Annotated in this window: 31 protein-coding genes; all 31 read right to left on the minus strand. The window is 40.3% G+C overall.

Translation table 11 applies throughout. The annotated features are described in order from the left end of the window. Nucleotides 1–7: 7 nt before the first annotated feature. The 31 genes from C825_RS24665 to rpsG all read right to left on the minus strand — a co-directional run bounded on the left by C825_RS24665 (nt 8) and on the right by rpsG (nt 16,953). Nucleotides 8–1,000, minus strand: a complete 993-nt coding sequence (locus C825_RS24665; RefSeq protein WP_009859525.1) for a DNA-directed RNA polymerase subunit alpha — start codon at nt 998–1,000, stop codon at nt 8–10. A 12-nt stretch (nt 1,001–1,012) separates the two neighbouring features. Continuing rightward, complete coding sequence (gene rpsD / locus C825_RS24670; RefSeq protein ID WP_009859526.1) at nt 1,013–1,618, minus strand: 30S ribosomal protein S4; 606 nt, start codon at nt 1,616–1,618, stop codon at nt 1,013–1,015. A 123-nt stretch (nt 1,619–1,741) separates the two neighbouring features. Then, a complete protein-coding gene (gene rpsK / locus C825_RS24675) occupies nt 1,742–2,131 on the minus strand; it encodes a 30S ribosomal protein S11 (protein WP_005634781.1) in 390 nt (129 codons plus the stop codon). 11 nt (nt 2,132–2,142) lie between these two features. After that, nucleotides 2,143–2,523, minus strand: a complete 381-nt coding sequence (rpsM, locus tag C825_RS24680; protein WP_009859527.1) for a 30S ribosomal protein S13 — start codon at nt 2,521–2,523, stop codon at nt 2,143–2,145. 34 nt (nt 2,524–2,557) lie between these two features. Further along, complete coding sequence (ykgO, locus tag C825_RS24685; protein WP_005645768.1) at nt 2,558–2,674, minus strand: type B 50S ribosomal protein L36; 117 nt, start codon at nt 2,672–2,674, stop codon at nt 2,558–2,560. Nucleotides 2,675–2,686: 12 nt separating this feature from the next. Continuing rightward, nucleotides 2,687–2,905, minus strand: coding sequence for a translation initiation factor IF-1 (infA, locus tag C825_RS24690; protein ID WP_009318521.1), 219 nt, complete (start codon nt 2,903–2,905; stop codon nt 2,687–2,689). 10 nt (nt 2,906–2,915) lie between these two features. Then, on the minus strand, nt 2,916–3,701 hold the full coding sequence (gene map / locus C825_RS24695) for a type I methionyl aminopeptidase (RefSeq protein ID WP_009859528.1): 786 nt from the start codon (nt 3,699–3,701) through the stop codon (nt 2,916–2,918). A 4-nt stretch (nt 3,702–3,705) separates the two neighbouring features. Next, nucleotides 3,706–5,046, minus strand: coding sequence for a preprotein translocase subunit SecY (gene secY / locus C825_RS24700; protein ID WP_009859529.1), 1,341 nt, complete (start codon nt 5,044–5,046; stop codon nt 3,706–3,708). 3 nt (nt 5,047–5,049) lie between these two features. Beyond that, entirely contained in the window at nt 5,050–5,496 is a 447-nt protein-coding gene (gene rplO / locus C825_RS24705; protein ID WP_009859530.1) for a 50S ribosomal protein L15, read from the minus strand. A gap of 29 nt (nt 5,497–5,525) precedes the next feature. After that, nucleotides 5,526–5,702 carry a 50S ribosomal protein L30 gene (gene rpmD / locus C825_RS24710; RefSeq protein WP_009859531.1) on the minus strand — a complete coding sequence of 59 codons (177 nt, stop codon included), beginning with the start codon at nt 5,700–5,702 and terminating at the stop codon, nt 5,526–5,528. Between the two features lie 16 nt (nt 5,703–5,718). Next, entirely contained in the window at nt 5,719–6,237 is a 519-nt protein-coding gene (rpsE, locus tag C825_RS24715; RefSeq protein WP_009859532.1) for a 30S ribosomal protein S5, read from the minus strand. Nucleotides 6,238–6,242: 5 nt separating this feature from the next. Then, nucleotides 6,243–6,587 carry a 50S ribosomal protein L18 gene (rplR, locus tag C825_RS24720; protein WP_009859533.1) on the minus strand — a complete coding sequence of 115 codons (345 nt, stop codon included), beginning with the start codon at nt 6,585–6,587 and terminating at the stop codon, nt 6,243–6,245. 21 nt (nt 6,588–6,608) lie between these two features. Beyond that, nucleotides 6,609–7,160 carry a 50S ribosomal protein L6 gene (rplF, locus tag C825_RS24725; RefSeq protein WP_009859534.1) on the minus strand — a complete coding sequence of 184 codons (552 nt, stop codon included), beginning with the start codon at nt 7,158–7,160 and terminating at the stop codon, nt 6,609–6,611. Between the two features lie 16 nt (nt 7,161–7,176). Then, entirely contained in the window at nt 7,177–7,572 is a 396-nt protein-coding gene (gene rpsH / locus C825_RS24730; RefSeq protein ID WP_009859535.1) for a 30S ribosomal protein S8, read from the minus strand. A gap of 54 nt (nt 7,573–7,626) precedes the next feature. After that, nucleotides 7,627–7,896 (minus strand): 30S ribosomal protein S14, encoded by a 270-nt coding sequence (gene rpsN / locus C825_RS24735; RefSeq protein WP_009859536.1) that lies wholly within the window; start codon nt 7,894–7,896, stop codon nt 7,627–7,629. A gap of 3 nt (nt 7,897–7,899) precedes the next feature. Next, nucleotides 7,900–8,457: a 50S ribosomal protein L5 gene (gene rplE, locus C825_RS24740; RefSeq protein ID WP_010800552.1), complete on the minus strand. Its 558-nt coding sequence runs from the start codon at nt 8,455–8,457 to the stop codon at nt 7,900–7,902. Next, nucleotides 8,457–8,777, minus strand: coding sequence for a 50S ribosomal protein L24 (rplX, locus tag C825_RS24745; RefSeq protein ID WP_009859538.1), 321 nt, complete (start codon nt 8,775–8,777; stop codon nt 8,457–8,459). Before rplX ends, rplE begins: the two co-directional genes overlap by 1 nt. Before the next feature lie 18 nt (nt 8,778–8,795). Further along, nucleotides 8,796–9,161: a 50S ribosomal protein L14 gene (rplN, locus tag C825_RS24750; protein WP_010800553.1), complete on the minus strand. Its 366-nt coding sequence runs from the start codon at nt 9,159–9,161 to the stop codon at nt 8,796–8,798. A 1-nt stretch (nt 9,162) separates the two neighbouring features. Continuing rightward, on the minus strand, nt 9,163–9,420 hold the full coding sequence (gene rpsQ, locus C825_RS24755) for a 30S ribosomal protein S17 (RefSeq protein WP_009859539.1): 258 nt from the start codon (nt 9,418–9,420) through the stop codon (nt 9,163–9,165). A 9-nt stretch (nt 9,421–9,429) separates the two neighbouring features. Next, a complete protein-coding gene (rpmC, locus tag C825_RS24760; RefSeq protein ID WP_009859540.1) occupies nt 9,430–9,627 on the minus strand; it encodes a 50S ribosomal protein L29 in 198 nt (65 codons plus the stop codon). A 5-nt stretch (nt 9,628–9,632) separates the two neighbouring features. Beyond that, a complete protein-coding gene (rplP, locus tag C825_RS24765; RefSeq protein WP_005634742.1) occupies nt 9,633–10,067 on the minus strand; it encodes a 50S ribosomal protein L16 in 435 nt (144 codons plus the stop codon). 19 nt (nt 10,068–10,086) lie between these two features. After that, on the minus strand, nt 10,087–10,824 hold the full coding sequence (rpsC, locus tag C825_RS24770) for a 30S ribosomal protein S3 (protein ID WP_009859541.1): 738 nt from the start codon (nt 10,822–10,824) through the stop codon (nt 10,087–10,089). Between the two features lie 6 nt (nt 10,825–10,830). Continuing rightward, complete coding sequence (rplV, locus tag C825_RS24775; protein ID WP_009859542.1) at nt 10,831–11,241, minus strand: 50S ribosomal protein L22; 411 nt, start codon at nt 11,239–11,241, stop codon at nt 10,831–10,833. A gap of 53 nt (nt 11,242–11,294) precedes the next feature. Continuing rightward, a complete protein-coding gene (gene rpsS / locus C825_RS24780) occupies nt 11,295–11,564 on the minus strand; it encodes a 30S ribosomal protein S19 (RefSeq protein WP_005634738.1) in 270 nt (89 codons plus the stop codon). Nucleotides 11,565–11,584: 20 nt separating this feature from the next. Beyond that, nucleotides 11,585–12,409 carry a 50S ribosomal protein L2 gene (gene rplB / locus C825_RS24785; RefSeq protein ID WP_009859543.1) on the minus strand — a complete coding sequence of 275 codons (825 nt, stop codon included), beginning with the start codon at nt 12,407–12,409 and terminating at the stop codon, nt 11,585–11,587. Between the two features lie 8 nt (nt 12,410–12,417). Continuing rightward, complete coding sequence (gene rplW / locus C825_RS24790) at nt 12,418–12,711, minus strand: 50S ribosomal protein L23 (RefSeq protein ID WP_009859544.1); 294 nt, start codon at nt 12,709–12,711, stop codon at nt 12,418–12,420. Nucleotides 12,712–12,722: 11 nt separating this feature from the next. Then, the gene (rplD, locus tag C825_RS24795) at nt 12,723–13,352 is read right to left on the minus strand and encodes a 50S ribosomal protein L4 (protein WP_009859545.1); all 630 of its coding nucleotides are present in this window, start codon (nt 13,350–13,352) and stop codon (nt 12,723–12,725) included. Beyond that, entirely contained in the window at nt 13,352–13,969 is a 618-nt protein-coding gene (gene rplC / locus C825_RS24800; RefSeq protein WP_009859546.1) for a 50S ribosomal protein L3, read from the minus strand. The genes rplD and rplC overlap by 1 nt, the downstream gene beginning before the upstream one ends. A 21-nt stretch (nt 13,970–13,990) precedes the next feature. After that, nucleotides 13,991–14,296 (minus strand): 30S ribosomal protein S10, encoded by a 306-nt coding sequence (rpsJ, locus tag C825_RS24805; RefSeq protein ID WP_005634728.1) that lies wholly within the window; start codon nt 14,294–14,296, stop codon nt 13,991–13,993. A gap of 21 nt (nt 14,297–14,317) precedes the next feature. Then, the gene (fusA, locus tag C825_RS24810) at nt 14,318–16,447 is read right to left on the minus strand and encodes an elongation factor G (RefSeq protein WP_009859547.1); all 2,130 of its coding nucleotides are present in this window, start codon (nt 16,445–16,447) and stop codon (nt 14,318–14,320) included. Nucleotides 16,448–16,476: 29 nt separating this feature from the next. Beyond that, on the minus strand, nt 16,477–16,953 hold the full coding sequence (rpsG, locus tag C825_RS24815) for a 30S ribosomal protein S7 (protein WP_009859548.1): 477 nt from the start codon (nt 16,951–16,953) through the stop codon (nt 16,477–16,479). Nucleotides 16,954–17,063: the final 110 nt, after the last annotated feature.

The following is a 17,063-nucleotide window of genomic DNA, read 5'->3' on the forward strand; positions in this document are numbered from 1 at the left end:
GCTTTACTTACTCTTTATCTAATTTATATTTCGTGATATCCATACCGAATGAAAGGTTCAGGCTTTCAAGCAGTTCATCAAGTTCAGTGAGCGACTTCTTACCGAAGTTACGGAATTTCAACAAATCATTCTTGTTGAATTTAACCAGTTCACCCAATGTTTCAACATCTGCAGCTTTCAAGCAATTCAAAGCACGAACGGAAAGGTCCATATCTGCTAGCTTGCTCTTAAGCAACTGGCGCATGTGAAGTACTTCTTCATCGAATTCTTCATTGCCGTCAGTATCTACTGTCTCGATCGCAATCTTTTCATCTGAGAACAACATGAAATGATGTATCAGAATCTTAGCAGCTTCTTTCAACGCTTCCTTCGGATGAATAGAACCATCTGTGGCTATTTCAAGAACCAACTTTTCGTAGTCCGTCTTTTGCTCAACACGGAAGTTCTCGATTGAATACTTAACATTACGTATAGGAGTATAAATAGAGTCGATGGCAATAACGTGAACGTCTGCATTCGGGTCTCTATTTTCATCAGCGGGAACATATCCGCGTCCTTTATTTATTGTTAATTCAATCTGGAAACCAGCGTTCGGATCCAAACGGCAAATAACCAAGTCTGGATTCAATACTTCGAATCCGGTCAGCTGTTTACCTATATCACCGGCTTTGAACACTTCCGAACCCGAAACAGTAATACTTACTTTCTCATTCTCTATGTCGTCTACAATATGCTTGAACCGTACCTGTTTCAGGTTCAAGATAATGTTTGTTACATCTTCAATAACACCGGGAATTGTACCAAATTCATGGTCAACACCTTCGATCTTAATGGATGTAATAGCAAAACCTTCAAGCGACGACAGGAGAATACGGCGCAGAGCATTACCTATAGTAATACCATAGCCGGGTTCCAACGGACGAAATTCAAACTTTCCGAAGAAATTGTCCGCTTCCAACATTAATACTTTATCGGGTTTTTGAAATGCTAATATCGCCATGGAAATCAATTATTATTTAGAATACAATTCTACGATCAACTGCTCTTTAATGTTTTCAGGAATGTCAGTTCTTTCGGGCAGATGCAGTAATTTTCCGCTTAAAGAAGACTGATCCCACTCAATCCAAGGATATTTACTGTGGTTGAATCCTGATAATGCATCAGCAATCACTTCCAAAGACTTGGATTTCTCTCTAACACCAACGATCTGACCGGCTTTCAAAGAGTAAGAAGGAATGTTTACAACCTTACCATCAACTGTAATGTGACGGTGAGAAACCAACTGACGTGCAGCAGCTCTCGTAGGAGCAATACCCAAACGATAAACTACATTGTCCAAACGACCTTCCAGTAACTGAAGCAGAACTTCACCGGTAATACCCTTTGAACGCTGCGCTTTGTCGAACAGGTTTCTAAATTGTTTTTCCAATACACCATAAGTGTATTTAGCTTTTTGCTTCTCGCGAAGCTGAATTCCGTATTCAGAAGTTTTTCTTTTTCTGGCGTTACCATGTTGTCCGGGAGGATAATTCTTTTTAGAAAGAACTTTATCCGGTCCGAATATAGCCTCACCAAACTTACGGGCAATTCTTGTTTTTGGTCCAGTATATCTTGCCATTTTTTTATTGTTTTAATTTTTCTGTCTGAATCTGGAACCGTGCAGCCGCGATTACAGAGAGGATAAGGTCTTTATGCAATCTATTCACAATTCCGGATTCAATGTTCAAGAAACTATAGTTAATTATACTCTTCTCTTTTTCGGAGGACGACAACCATTGTGAGGCAGCGGAGTAACGTCTACGATTTCAGTTACTTCGATTCCGGCACCGTGGATAGTTCTGATAGCAGACTCACGTCCGTTACCCGGTCCTTTTACGAATACTTTTACTTTTCTCAAACCAAGATCATAAGCTACCTTAGCACAATCTTGTGCTGCCATCTGAGCGGCATACGGAGTGTTCTTTTTAGAACTTCTGAATCCCATCTTACCTGCAGAAGACCAACTAATTACCTGACCTTCACTGTTGGCAAGAGACACAATAATGTTATTGAAAGAAGAATGAATATGAGCTTGACCGTAAGCGTCAACTTTTACGTTTCTCTTCTTTGCTGCGACTGTTTTTTTTGCCATATCAACTCTTATTATTTAGTAGCTTTTTTCTTATTTGCAACAGTTTTCTTCTTACCCTTACGAGTACGAGCATTGTTCTTTGTGCTCTGGCCTCTCAAAGGCAAACCAATACGGTGACGAACACCTCTGTAACATCCGATATCCATCAGACGCTTGATGTTTAGTTGAACTTCAGAACGAAGATCACCTTCTACCTTGTACTCAGCGCCAATGACTTCACGTACTTTTGCAGCTTGATCATCTGTCCAGTCTTTTACTTTGATATCACGATCAACGCCTGCTTTCTCTAAAATAGATTTTGAAGCACTCCGACCGATACCGTAGATATAAGTCAAAGCGATTTCTCCTCTTTTATTTTGTGGCAAGTCTACACCAACTATTCTTATAGCCATATTACTTACTTAATTATTTTGCAAAAATAATAAATTATCCCTGACGTTGTTTATACTTAGGGTTTTTCTTGTTAATTACGTATAAGCGACCCTTTCTTCTTACAATCTTACATTCAGGTGTACGCTTCTTTAAAGATGCTCTTACTTTCATATCTAGTTATTTTTATTTATATCTAAAAGCAATTCTACCTTTTGATAAATCATACGGAGACATTTCTACTCTAACCTTATCACCAGGAAGAATTTTAATATAATGCATACGCATCTTTCCTGATATGTGGGCAGTAATTTCATGTCCGTTCTCTAATTCCACACGAAACATTGCATTTGACAATGCTTCTACTATAACTCCATCTTGTTCAATAGCTGCTTGTTTAGCCATATAAATCAAATTAAATTGCGTTATTTCCTAGAACTTCTTCTACAAATTCAAATGAAGATAAAATCTGAGGACCATCGGGTCTTATCGCTATACAATGCTCAAAATGAGCAGAACATTTTCTGTCTTTTGTACGCACCGTCCAACCGTCCTTTTCAAAAACGACATTTTTGCTTCCCATATTGATCATAGGTTCAATGCAGATGCACATACCACTACGCAATAAAGCTCCGCAACCATATCTTCCATAATTGGGTACTTCAGGTTCTTCATGCATCTTGCGTCCGATACCATGTCCCACCAGTTCCCTTACAACAGAGTAACCTTTCGATTCACAGTATGTCTGCACCGCATGACTAACATCTCCTACTCGTTTTCCTTCTACAGCTTGTTGAATACCTTGATAAAGAGATTCTTTTGTCGTCTTCAACAAATTCTTCACTTCCGGTGCCACTTCACCTACACAAAAAGTATAAGCTGAATCGCCAACAAAGCCATTCAATATGGTACCACAGTCAACTGATATGACATCACCTTCTTTTAAAACTGCTTTTGAGGAAGGAATACCATGCACTACCTGCTCATTTACAGAAGCACATATTGAATTTGGAAAACCACCATACCCTAAAAAAGCTGGGACTGCTCCATTATCCCTAATGAATTCTTCAGCAATCTTATCGAGTTGAAGAGTTGTAACCCCGGGAGCAATATGCTTTGCCAATTCTCCCAGTGTCCGGCCTACCAATTGATTGGCCGAACGCATCAACTCGATTTCTTCATCTGTTTTTAAATAGATCATCCTATTAATAAGCGGCAACTGAGCCTGTACGACCTTTAATTCTTCCTGACTTCAACAAACCGTCATAATGACGCATCAACAAATGACTTTCTACTTGCTGCAATGTATCCAACACTACACCAACCAAAATCAACAAAGATGTTCCTCCAAAGAACTGAGAGAACTCCATACTCACACCAGCGATTCTTGCAAAAGCAGGCATAATAGCTACCAATGCCAAGAAGAATGCACCCGGAAGAGTAATACGATCCATGATTGTATCCAGATAGTCTTTGGTGCTTTTTCCAGGTTTAACACCCGGAATAAACCCATTGTTTCTCTTCAAATCATCAGCCATCTGGGTCGGATTGATCGTGATAGCTGTATAGAAATAAGTAAAGAGGATAATCAATACCGCAAATACAAAGTTATACCAGAAACCGGTATTATCCATAAATGCAGCCCAAAAACCACTTTGATCACCTGTACTGGAGAATCCTACAATAGAAATAGGAATAAACATAATTGCCTGAGCAAAGATGATAGGCATAACGTTTGCAGCATTTACCTTTAAAGGAATATACTGACGAGCGCCACCATATTGTTTGTTACCTATAATTCTCTTAGCGTACTGTACGGGCACTTTACGAGTTCCCTGAACCAATAAAATAGCACCGGCAATAACAAGTAAAAGAAACAGCATTTCAAACAAGAACATAACCAGACCACCTGTTTTTTCACTTGTTCTTGAAATAAATTCCTGGAACAATGAATGCGGTAGACGGGCTATGATACCAATCAAAATGATAAATGAAATACCATTTCCAACACCTTTATCTGTAATTCTTTCACCTAGCCATAAGATAAACATACTTCCTGCAGCCAGAATAATAGTAGAAGATATAGTAAACAGAATACCCGGAGGTAAAGCTGCACCAGCGGCCTTCAACTGAACACTTAAGTTCACCAGATACGTCGGTCCCTGGAATAACAGGATAGCTACTGTGAGGTAGCGAGTCCATTGATTGATCTTTCTACGACCACTCTCCCCTTCTCTCTGTAATTTCTGAAAAGAAGGAACTGCAATGGCTAACAACTGCATAACAATTGAAGCGGAAATATAAGGCATAATACCCAATGCAAAAATAGAAGCATTAGAGAATGCACCACCTGAAAACATATCCAACAGTGCAAGCAATCCGCCTCTTGTCTGCGCCTGTAAAGCGGTTAACGCTTGAGGATCAATACCAGGAAGTACTACATACGTTCCGAAGCGATATATAGCCACCAATAAAAGAGTGGTGAGGATCCGATTTCTCAGATCCTCAATCTTCCAGATATTTTTTATTGTTTCAACTGCTCTCATGACTTAGAGTTTAACAACAGTTCCACCTACGGCCTGGATAGCTGCTTCTGCACTTTTAGAGAAAGCATGAGCTTCAACATCTAATTTAACAGTCAGGCTACCATTACCAAGAATCTTAACCATTTGAGATGATGAAATAAAACCAGCTTCGATCAATTCGTTAACACCTATTTTAGTTAAGTTCTGAGATTCAGCCATTAACTGTAATGTAGCGATATTGATAGCTTTATATTCAACACGATTAATATTCTTGAAACCAAATTTAGGCAAACGTCTCTGAATAGGCATCTGACCGCCTTCAAATCCGATCTTTTTTGAATAACCAGATCTTGACTTTGCTCCTTTATGACCTCTTGTTGAAGTTCCTCCTAATCCTGAACCCGGACCACGGCCGATTCTTTTTCTGGTCTTAGTAGATCCTTCAGCAGGTTTTAAATTTGATAAGTTCATATCTTATAATTTATTTTTTCAACCAATTATTACTTTTCTACTGAAACCAAATGTTTCACTTTCTCAACCATGCCTAAGATAGCCGGAGTAGCTTCATGCTCTACTACACGGTTCAACTTTGTCAGGCCCAGTGCATCAAGTGTTCTTTTTTGGTCTTTCGGGCACTTAATTCTACTCTTAACTTGTTTAATTTTAATAGTCGCCATAATTTTTCCTCCCTAATTAACCTCTAAACACTTTTTCTACAGATACACCTCTGTTCTGAGCTACAATAAACGGACTTCTCAATTCACCCAGCGCAGCAATAGTAGCTTTTACCAAGTTGTGAGGGTTTGATGATCCTTTTGATTTAGCCAAAACGTCAGTAATACCAACACTCTCCAATACAGCACGCATAGCACCACCGGCTTTTACACCAGTACCATGAGATGCCGGTCTGATCAGCACCTGTGCACCACCGAATTTAGCAAGCTGTTCGTGAGGAATAGTACCTTTATGAACAGGAACCTTGATCAAATTCTTTTTAGCAGCTTCTACACCTTTAGCGATAGCTGTCGTTACTTCACCAGCTTTACCTAAGCCCCAACCGATGATACCGTCTTCGTTTCCTACTACGACAATAGCAGCAAAACTAAAAGTACGTCCACCTTTCGTTACTTTAGTTACGCGGTTGATTGCAACTAATCTGTCCTTCAACTCTAAGTCGTTGGTCGATTTAACTCTATTATTAACTCCTGCCATCTTCATTAAAATTTAAGGCCGCCGTTACGTGCAGCATCTGCTAATTCTTTAATTCTACCGTGATACAGATAACCATTACGATCGAAAACAACAGCCTGAATACCAGCTTCCTGAGCGCCTTTAGCGATCAATTCACCAACCTTGGCAGCGATTTCTTTTTTGGGAGCCTTAACATCTAATTTCAAAGATGAAGCAGCAGCCAAAGTTTTACCTGTAGTATCATCTATAACCTGTGCATAGATCTGCTTGTTGCTTCTAAACACAGTAAGGCGTGGACGTTCAGGTGTTCCTGCAACTTTTCCACGTATTCCTCGTTTTATTTTTAATCTTCTTTCTTCCTTCGTTGTCATGATAATTTCAGTTTACGTAGATTACTTACCTGCTGATTTACCAGACTTTCTGCGAATTTCCTCACCCACAAACTTAATACCCTTACCTTTATACGGTTCCGGCATTCTGAATGAACGAATCTTAGCACAAATCTGACCCAGTAATTGTTTATCAGCTGATTCAAGGATAATAAGAGGATTCTTATTTCTCTCAGTCTTCGTTTCAACCTTCACCTCTTTAGGTAACTGCAAATAGATGTTGTGAGTATAACCTAAAGAAAGATCCAACAGCTGTCCTGTGTTAGTAACACGGTAACCAACACCGACCAGTTCCAGTTCTTTTTTGTATCCTTCAGATACACCGATCACCATATTGTTGATCAGAGAACGATACAAACCATGTAATGCACGATGGTTCTTATCATCTGTCGGTCTTGCTAAATGAATAACTCCATCTTCCAGAGTTACATTAATATCAGGATTAACAGCCTGAGTCATTTCGCCCTTAGGACCTTTTACAGTCACCACGCTATCCTTAATCGTAACCGTTACACCGGCCGGCACATGAATTGGTAATTTTCCTATTCTTGACATTCTTCTTTCCTCCTAATTAATAAACATAACATAATACTTCACCACCGATCTTCAGATCGCGGGCTTCTTTGTCTGTCATCACACCCTTAGAAGTCGAAAGAACGGCAATACCTAAACCATTCAATACTCTCGGCATTTCTTTGTAACCAGTGTACTTACGCAAACCTGGAGTAGAAACTCTCTCAAGTTTCTTGATTGCATTCACTTTGTTTACCAGGTCATACTTCAAGGCAATCTTAATTGTTCCCTGAGGACCTTCTTCTACAAACTTAAAATTAAGAATGTAGCCCTTTTCGAAAAGGATCTTAGTGATCTCTTTCTTTAAATTTGACGCCGGCACTTCAACAACTCTGTGCTTCGCTTTAATTGCATTACGCAATCTTGTCAAATAATCTGCAATAGGATCTGTCATATATAAATGAATTAAATTGATCCGGCCACCCGGACAATATTTAAATAAAAAAACTTACCAACTTGCTTTCTTTACACCCGGGATTAAACCATTGGATGCCATTTCACGGAATTGAATACGTGAAATGCCGAACTGGCGTACATACCCTTTCGGACGACCTGTAATTTTGCAACGGTTGTGCAAACGTACAGGAGAAGCATTTTTAGGTAAAGCCTGCAAAGCTTCGTAGTCACCAGCAGCTTTCAGTTCAGCTCTTTTAGCGGCGTATTTAGCTACTAGTTTTGCTCTTTTAACCTCGCGGGCTTTCATTGATTCCTTAGCCATAACTTAGTCTTTTTTTGCATTTTTAAAAGGCAACCCAAATTCTCTCAACAGAGCATACCCTTCTTCATCTGTTTTCGCAGAGGTCACAAAGGTAATATTCATTCCTAATATTTTAGTAATATTATCGATATTTATTTCAGGAAAAATAATTTGTTCCTGAATACCCATGGTATAATTACCTCTACCATCTAACTTACTTTCAATACCTTTAAAGTCACGAATACGCGGAAGAGCGATACGAACTAATCTTTCCAAAAATTCGTACATCTGCTCACGACGCAATGTTACCATCACGCCGATAGGCATTTTTTTACGCAACTTAAAGTTTGAGATATCCTTTTTAGATACTGTCGCAACGGCCTTTTGACCAGTAATTGTAGACAATTCGCTGATTGCGATATCGATGATCTTCTTGTCGGCAGCAGCCATACCCAAACCTTGATTGATTACAATCTTCTTCAATACGGGTACCTGCATTACTGATTTATATCCGAACTCTTTTGTCAAAGCAGGAACAATTCTGTCCTGATATTCTTTTTTAAGACTGGCAGTATTGCTCATTACTTAATTTCCTCCCCTGATTTTTTAGAATAACGAACTAAAGCACCTTCAGCATTTTCTTTACGTCCGATACGTGTCGGTTTACCTGATTTCGGGTCAACCACGTTCAGGTTTGAAATATGAATAGGAGCTTCCTTCTTTTCAATTCCTCCTTGCGGATTCTTTGCATTAGGCTTGGTATGCTTTGATACCATATTAACGCCTTCAACAATAGCACGGTTCTCGTCTACGAGCACCTGTAAAACACGACCTGTTTTACCTTTGTCTTCGCCGGCATTAACAAAAACTATATCGCCTTTTTTGATATGTAATTTACTCATTACCTTAAATTTTACGAATTAAAGTACTTCAGGTGCAAGTGAAACAATTTTCATATTTGTTGCACGAAGTTCTCTGGCAACCGGACCGAAGATACGGCTTCCACGAATATCACCACCGGCATTCAACAATACGCAAGCGTTATCATCGAAACGGATGTATGAACCATCCGGGCGACGGATTTCCTTTTTAGTGCGAACAATGATAGCCTTAGAAACAGCACCCTTCTTCACATCACTTGACGGGATTACACTCTTAATTGCTACTACAATTACATCCCCAACAGAAGCATAACGTTTTCTGGTTCCGCCTAAAACACGGATACATAAACATTCTTTTGCGCCACTGTTATCTGCTACTACTAGTCTTGATTCTTGTTGTATCATGTTACTTAGCTCTTTCGATTATTTGAACTAATCTCCATCTCTTTGTTTTGCTCAAAGGACGAGTTTCCATAATTTTTACGGTATCACCGATATTGCACTCATTCTTTTCGTCGTGAGCATGATATTTCTTCGTTTTGTTAACGAACTTACCATAAATGGGGTGTTTTTCCTTCCATTTAATAGCAACAGTGATGCTTTTATCCATCTTGTTGCTAGTAACCACGCCCGTTCTTTCTTTTCTTAAATTTCTAGTTTCCATCAGGCTCAATTATTTGTTGTTAAGTTCTCTCTGGCGCAATTCTGTTCTCATGCGCGCAATCATCCTGCGTTGTTGTTTAATCTGTGCAGGGTTGTCTGTCGGAGAGATAGTGTGGTTAATAACCTTCTGATCGTAGGCAGCAACCTCAGCATCTACTCTTTCAAGCAATTCTTTTGTGCTTAATTCTCTAATTTCTGCAATCTTCATAACAATTACGCATTTTGATTAGCCATATCATAATCACGTCTCACAACAAATTTCGTTGTTACCGGAAGCTTCTGTGCTGCTAAGCGCAAAGCTTCTTTCGCAATATCAAAGGGAACACCTTCAATTTCGAAAATCAGACGACCTGGAGTAACAGGCGCAACAAAGCCTTCCGGGTTACCTTTACCTTTACCCATACGTACTTCGGCCGGTTTCTTTGTAATAGGTTTATCCGGGAAAATCCGAACCCAAACCTGACCCTGACGTTGCATATAACGAGTTACCGCGATACGGGCAGCTTCAATCTGGCGACCGGTAATCCATTTATTCTCTAACGCTTTTATACCGAACGAACCGAATGCCAGCTGGTTGCCACGTTGAGCTTCACCCTTCATGCGACCTTTCTGCTGTCTTCTGAACTTGGTTTTCTTTGGTTGTAACATCTCTTCTTAATTCTAACGTTTAACGATTAGCTTTTTTTCTCTTGAAGTTCTTATCTCCTCTGTTGCCACCGGCATTGTCATTTCTGCGGCCTGAATCTTTAGAGGCTGTGAATGAAGGAGCAAGATCTCTCTTACCATAAACTTCACCACGGCAGATCCATACCTTGATCCCCAGCAAGCCAACTTTCGTCAACGCTTCAGCCAAAGCGTAATCGATATCTGCTCTCAGAGTGTGTAACGGAGTTCTTCCTTCTTTGTACATTTCAGAACGAGCCATTTCAGCACCGTTCAAACGACCAGATACTTGCACTTTAATACCTTCTGCACCCATTCTCATGGTAGAGGCGATAGCCATCTTAATAGCACGACGGTAAGCAATTTTTCCTTCAAGTTGACGAGCAATATTGTTTGCAACAATGACTGCGTCTAATTCGGGTCTTTTTACCTCAAAGATGTTGATCTGAACTTCTTTGTCGGTAATTTTTTTCAACTCTTCTTTCAATTTATCAACTTCCTGACCACCTTTACCGATGATGATGCCCGGACGTGATGTGCAAACTGTTATTGTGATCAACTTAAGCGTACGTTCAATAACGATACGAGATACACTAGCTTTAGCAAGACGAGCATTCAAGTATTTACGGATTTTGCTATCTTCCAGCAAAGTATCTCCGTAATTTTTGCCGCCATACCAATTGGAATCCCAACCACGGATGATTCCTAAACGATTACTAACCGGATTAACTTTTTGTCCCATCTACAATTAATTTTGACTATCGTTTTTACTAAGTGTATCAACAAACAAGGTTACATGGTTCGAACGTTTACGAATTCTGTATCCTCTACCCTGGGGAGCCGGACGCATTCTCTTCAATGTAGTAGCGCAATCAACGCTGATTGAAGAAACAAACAACTCACCAGTTTCTGCTTTACGTTCATTTTTCTGCTCCCAATTGGCAATTGCTGAACGAAGCAATTTTTCTACTCTTGCTGCAGCTTCCTTGTTAGAAAACTTCAAAACACCAAGTGCACGGAATACTTCCATACCACGGATCATGTCTACAACGAGACGCATCTTACGCGGAGAAGTAGGTACGTTACGCAACTTTGCGAAGTACATGGTCTTTTGGGCTTCTTTTCTTGCTTCAGCTGATATTCTTTTTCTAGCACCCATTTTTATTGATTCTTTTTATTTTCAGATTCCTGAATTCCTGTTACTACCGATAATTATTTTTTCTTGTTACCGGCGTGACCACGGAACGTACGAGTTGGTGAAAATTCTCCCAACTTGTGACCTACCATATTTTCGGTTACAAAAACAGGAATAAATTTATTTCCATTATGAACTGCAATAGTATGGCCTACAAAGTCAGGCGAAATCATTGAAGCTCTTGCCCATGTCTTAACTACGGCTTTCTTTCCTGACTCATTCATAGCCAAGACTTTCTTTTCCAGCTTTACGTTAATATACGGGCCTTTTTTTAGTGAACGACTCATAGTTTACTTAATTAATCAGATTATTTCTTTCTTCTTTCAATAATATACTTTGAAGAATGCTTCTTCGGAGCTCTTGTCTTCAAGCCCTTAGCATACAAGCCTGTACGAGATCTTGGATGACCTCCGGAAGCACGACCTTCACCACCACCCATTGGGTGATCAACCGGGTTCATAACAACACCACGGTTGTGAGGACGACGACCTAACCATCTAGAGCGACCGGCTTTACCTGATTTTTCAAGACCATGGTCTGAATTACCTACACTACCAATTGTAGCCTTACATGCAGCAAGAATCTTTCTGGTTTCGCCAGAAGGCATCTTAATAATTGCATAAGCACCTTCTTTAGAAGTCAACTGCGCAAAAGCACCAGCAGAACGTACCATTTTGGCACCCTGTCCGGGACGAAGCTCAATATTATGAATAATAGTACCAACGGGAATATTTGCCATAGGCAAAGTATTACCTACCTCAGGAGCGGCATCGCTACCTGAAACCACTGTCTGGCCAACTTCCAAGCCGTTCGGAGCGATAATATAGCTCTTTGCTCCGTCAGCATAATACAATAAAGCGATGCGAGAAGTACGGTTTGGATCGTACTCAATAGACTTTACTGTTGCAGGAATGCCATCTTTATTTCTCTTGAAGTCGATAATTCTGTACTTTTGTTTGTGACCGCCACCAAGATAACGCATTGTCATCTTACCTGTGTTGTTACGACCACCAGTACTGCTCTTACCTACCACAAGAGACTTCTCTGGTGTACTTGCAGTGATTTTATCAAATGCACCAATAACTTTGTGTCTCTGCCCCGGTGTTGTGGGCTTTAATTTACGTATTCCCATTTCTTTTTTTAGATATTACTAAAGAAATCAATTGTTTCTCCTTCTTTCAACGTTACGATTGCCTTCTTAAAAGCTGCCTGTTTACCATTGATAATACCTGATTTTGTATAACGGCTTTTCTGCTTGCCGGAGTAGTTGATGGTGTTAACATCAACTACAGTTACATTATACATATCCTGTACAGCTTTTTTGATCTCCAACTTGTTGGCATCAGGAGAAACACGAAAACCATAGCGATTAGCCATTTTTTCAGTAATCGCTGTTTGCTTCTCTGTTACTATAGGTTTAATAATAATTCCCATTTCCTTACTCCTTATGCATTAAAAAGTTTTTCTATAACAGCAACAGAACTTTCAGTCAAAACCAAATTAGCTGCATCAAGCACTTTGTATGTGTTTAATTCAGAGGCTGTTATAACATTTGTCTTTTCTAAATTACGAGCCGACAAATATACAAAATTATTTTTCTCCGGTAAAACCATAAGTAACTTTTTATCAGCCACTTTCAGGTTTTTAGCAATTGTTACAAATTCTTTAGTCTTCGGAGCTTCCAGAGCGAAATCTTCTACAACTACAATTGCATTATTTTTAGCTTTATAAGCCAAAGCAGACTTACGAGCCAGACCCTTTACCTTCTTGTTCAATTTGAACTCATAATCTCTCGGTTTCGGACCGAAAACGCGAGCACCACCAACCAATACAGGAGAGTTGATATCACCACGACGGGCTCCACCACCACCTTTCTGACGGATCAGTTTGCGTGTACTACCAGAGATCTCACTTCTTTCTTTCGATTTGTGAGTACCCTGACGCTGGTTTGCCAAATACTGCTTTACATCCAGGTAAATGGCATGATCATTGGGTTCAATGCCGAAGATAGCATCGTTTAAAGTTACCTTTCTTCCGGTATCTTCACCTTTAATATTAAATACGCTCAGTTCCATTACTTTTCAATTAATACGATTGAACCTTTTGCTCCTGGAACAGATCCTTTAACCAATAAAAGATTATGTTCCGGCATTACCTTGATCACTTCCAGGTTCTGAACTGTTACACGTTCATTACCCATCTGTCCGGCCATACGCATGCCCTTGAATACCTTTGCAGGGTATGAACAAGCACCGATACCACCGGGAGCACGCAAACGGTTATGCTGACCGTGAGTAGTCTGACCTACACCACCGAAACCATGACGTTTTACTACACCCTGGAAACCTTTACCTTTTGATGTACCAACTACATCAACGAAACCTGCATTTTCCAGATAATCCACAGTGATCACATCACCCAGATTGTATGCAGTTTCAAAATTCTTGAACTCGGCCAAGTATCTCTTGGGAGTTACACCGGCTTTCTTGAAGTGGCCCATTTCCGGCTGAGTTGTATGTTTCTCTTTTTTGTCTTCGAAACCCAACTGTACAGCTTCATAGCCATCTTTTTCCAAAGTCTTAATCTGTGTAACAACACAAGGACCCACTTCGATAACAGTGCATGGAAGATTTTTTCCCTCGGCACTGAAAACGGATGTCATTCCGATTTTTTTTCCTAATAATCCTGGCATTTCACTTAATTTTTAAATAACTCACACTTTAATTTCTACTTCAACACCACTGGGTAATTCCAGCTTCATCAAGGCGTCAACTGTTTTTGCAGTTGAGCTGTAAATGTCTATCAATCTTTTGTAAGATGACAGTTCGAACTGCTCACGAGATTTCTTATTAACGAAAGTAGAGCGGTTCACAGTAAAGATACGTTTGTGTGTAGGCAGAGGAATCGGTCCGCTAACAACAGCACCTGTAGCCTTTACCGTCTTCACGATCTTCTCGGCAGACTTGTCTACCAAAGAATAATCGTAAGACTTTAATTTAATTCTGATCTTTTGGCTCATATTGTTATATATGTTTCTAAATTATTTGATCAAATCAGCACGACCCTGTACTTCTGTCAGTACCTGCTTAGCAATAGAAGAGGATACCTGAGCATAGTGAGAGAACTGCATTGAAGATGTTGCACGACCTGAAGTGATAGTACGCAGTGCAGTAACATAACCGAATGTTTCAGCCAAAGGCACTTTAGCTTTTACAACACGTGCACCAGTACGGCTTGTTTCCATACCTTCTACCTGTCCACGACGTTTGTTCAAGTCACCGATAACATCACCCATGCTTTCTTCCGGAGTAACAACTTCCATCTGCATGATTGGCTCCATCAAAGCAGGACCTGCCTTTTCTGATGCGCTCTTGAATGCCTGGATAGCACAGATTTCGAATGACAACTGGTCAGAGTCAACCGGATGGAATGAACCATCGATCAATGTAACTTTCAGCTTATCCAACGGATAACCGGCAAGAATACCGTTCTTCATTGCTTTTTCGAAACCTTTCTGTACTGAAGGAATAAATTCCTTAGGAATGTTACCACCCTTTACTTCATCAATAAACTGAAGTGTTCCTTCGAAACTTTCGTCAGCCGGTTCGATACGAACGATGATATCAGCAAACTTACCACGACCACCAGACTGTTTCTTATAAACTTCGCGAAGTTCAACAGATTTAGTGATAGCTTCTTTATAAGTAACCTGAGGTTTACCCTGATTACATTCAACCTTGAATTCACGACGCAGACGATCAACGATGATATCCAAGTGAAGCTCACCCATACCGCTAATTACAGTCTGACCTGTTTCTTCGTTAGTCTGAACACGGAAAGTAGGATCTTCTTCAGCCAGCTTAGCCAATCCCATACCCAGTTTATCCAGGTCTTTCTGAGTCTTAGGCTCTACTGCGATACCGATAACCGGGTCCGGGAATTCCATAGATTCCAGTGTAATCGGATGTGCTTCGTCACAAAGAGTATCACCAGTACGGATATCTTTGAAACCAACACCAGCACCGATATCACCACAACCGATAGCTTCCATCGGGTTCTGCTTGTTTGAATGCATCTGGAACAGACGAGAAATACGTTCTTTCTTGCCTGAACGAGTGTTGTATACATAAGAACCAGCCAATAAAGAACCTGAATATACACGGAAGAAACACAAGCGGCCTACATACGGGTCGGTTGCAATCTTAAATGCCAATGCTGTCAACGGCTCTTCGAACAACGGTTTACGCACGACTACAGTATCAGGATCACGTGGGTCTGTACCTTCGATAGCTTCTGCATCAGCAGGGCTAGGCAGGTAAGCACAAACAGCATTCAATAAAGTCTGAACACCTTTGTTCTTGAAAGAAGAACCACAGATCATCGGATTGATCTGCATAGCGATAGTACCTTTACGGATAGCAACTCTGATTTCATCTTCTGTAATAGTTGCAGGATCATCAAAGTATTTTTCCATCAAAGCATCGTCGCATTCAGCCAGAACTTCCAACATCTTATCTCTCCATTCTTCAGCTTCATCCTTCAGGTCTGCCGGAATTTCTTCAACAGAATATTCAGCACCCATAGTTTCGTCATGCCAAAGGATAGCCTTCATTGTTACCAGGTCGATTACACCTTTGAAAGTTTCTTCTGCACCGATAGGTATCTGAATAGGACAAGGATTAGCACCCAATACATCCTTCACCTGACGAACTACTTCAAAGAAGTTTGCGCCGGAACGGTCCATTTTATTTACATAACCAATTCTGGGTACATTATATTTATCAGCCTGACGCCATACTGTTTCAGACTGAGGTTCTACACCTCCAACCGCACAGAATGCAGCAACTGCACCATCCAGAATACGCAGTGAACGCTCTACTTCAACAGTAAAGTCCACGTGCCCCGGAGTGTCAATCAAGTTGATTTTATATTTGTCATTAGCGTAATTCCAGAAAGTAGTAGTCGCAGCAGAAGTGATAGTGATACCACGTTCCTGTTCCTGCTCCATCCAGTCCATTGTTGCAGCACCGTCATGAACCTCACCAATTTTGTGAGTCAGACCTGTGTAGAAAAGGATACGCTCTGAAGTCGTAGTCTTTCCTGCATCAATGTGCGCCATGATACCGATGTTTCTGGTATATTTTAATTGTTCGTCAGCTTTTGTTGCCATCTTTCTTTTATTCTCCTAAATTTGCTAAATTAAAATCTGAAGTGTGCAAATGCACGGTTAGCTTCAGCCATACGGTGCATATCTTCTTTTCTTTTGAATGCGCCACCCTGGTTGTTGTAAGCATCTACAATCTCTGCAGACAACTTATCAGACATAGTCTTACCACCTCTCTTGCGTGAGAAGATGATCAGGTTCTTCATAGAAATTGATTCTTTACGATCGGGGCGAATTTCAGTAGGTACCTGGAAAGTAGCACCACCAACACGGCGTGACTTCACTTCGACTTGGGGGGTAATATTGTCGAGTGCAGCTTTCCAAATTTCGAGAGCAGACTTTTCCTCGTTAGGCAATTTAGCCTTAACGTTTTCCAGAGCGGAATAGAAAATTTCGAAGGCAGTATTTTTCTTGCCATCATACATTAAATGGTTTACGAATCTCGTAACCTTTACATCACCGAAAACAGGATCCGGGAGGATCTGTCTTTTCTTTGGTTTTGCTTTTCTCATTTTGTTTTCAAAAATTTCGTTTTTGTCTTTGGTTGCCTTTTAATTTTGTCTTCAACGGTTCCGCTGAACCATTTACTCAACCTTGTAGCCTATCCAAATAACTCAAACCA

The organism is Parabacteroides sp. ASF519 (assembly GCF_000364265.2).
Taxonomy (GTDB): Bacteria; Bacteroidota; Bacteroidia; order Bacteroidales; family Tannerellaceae; genus Parabacteroides; species Parabacteroides goldsteinii.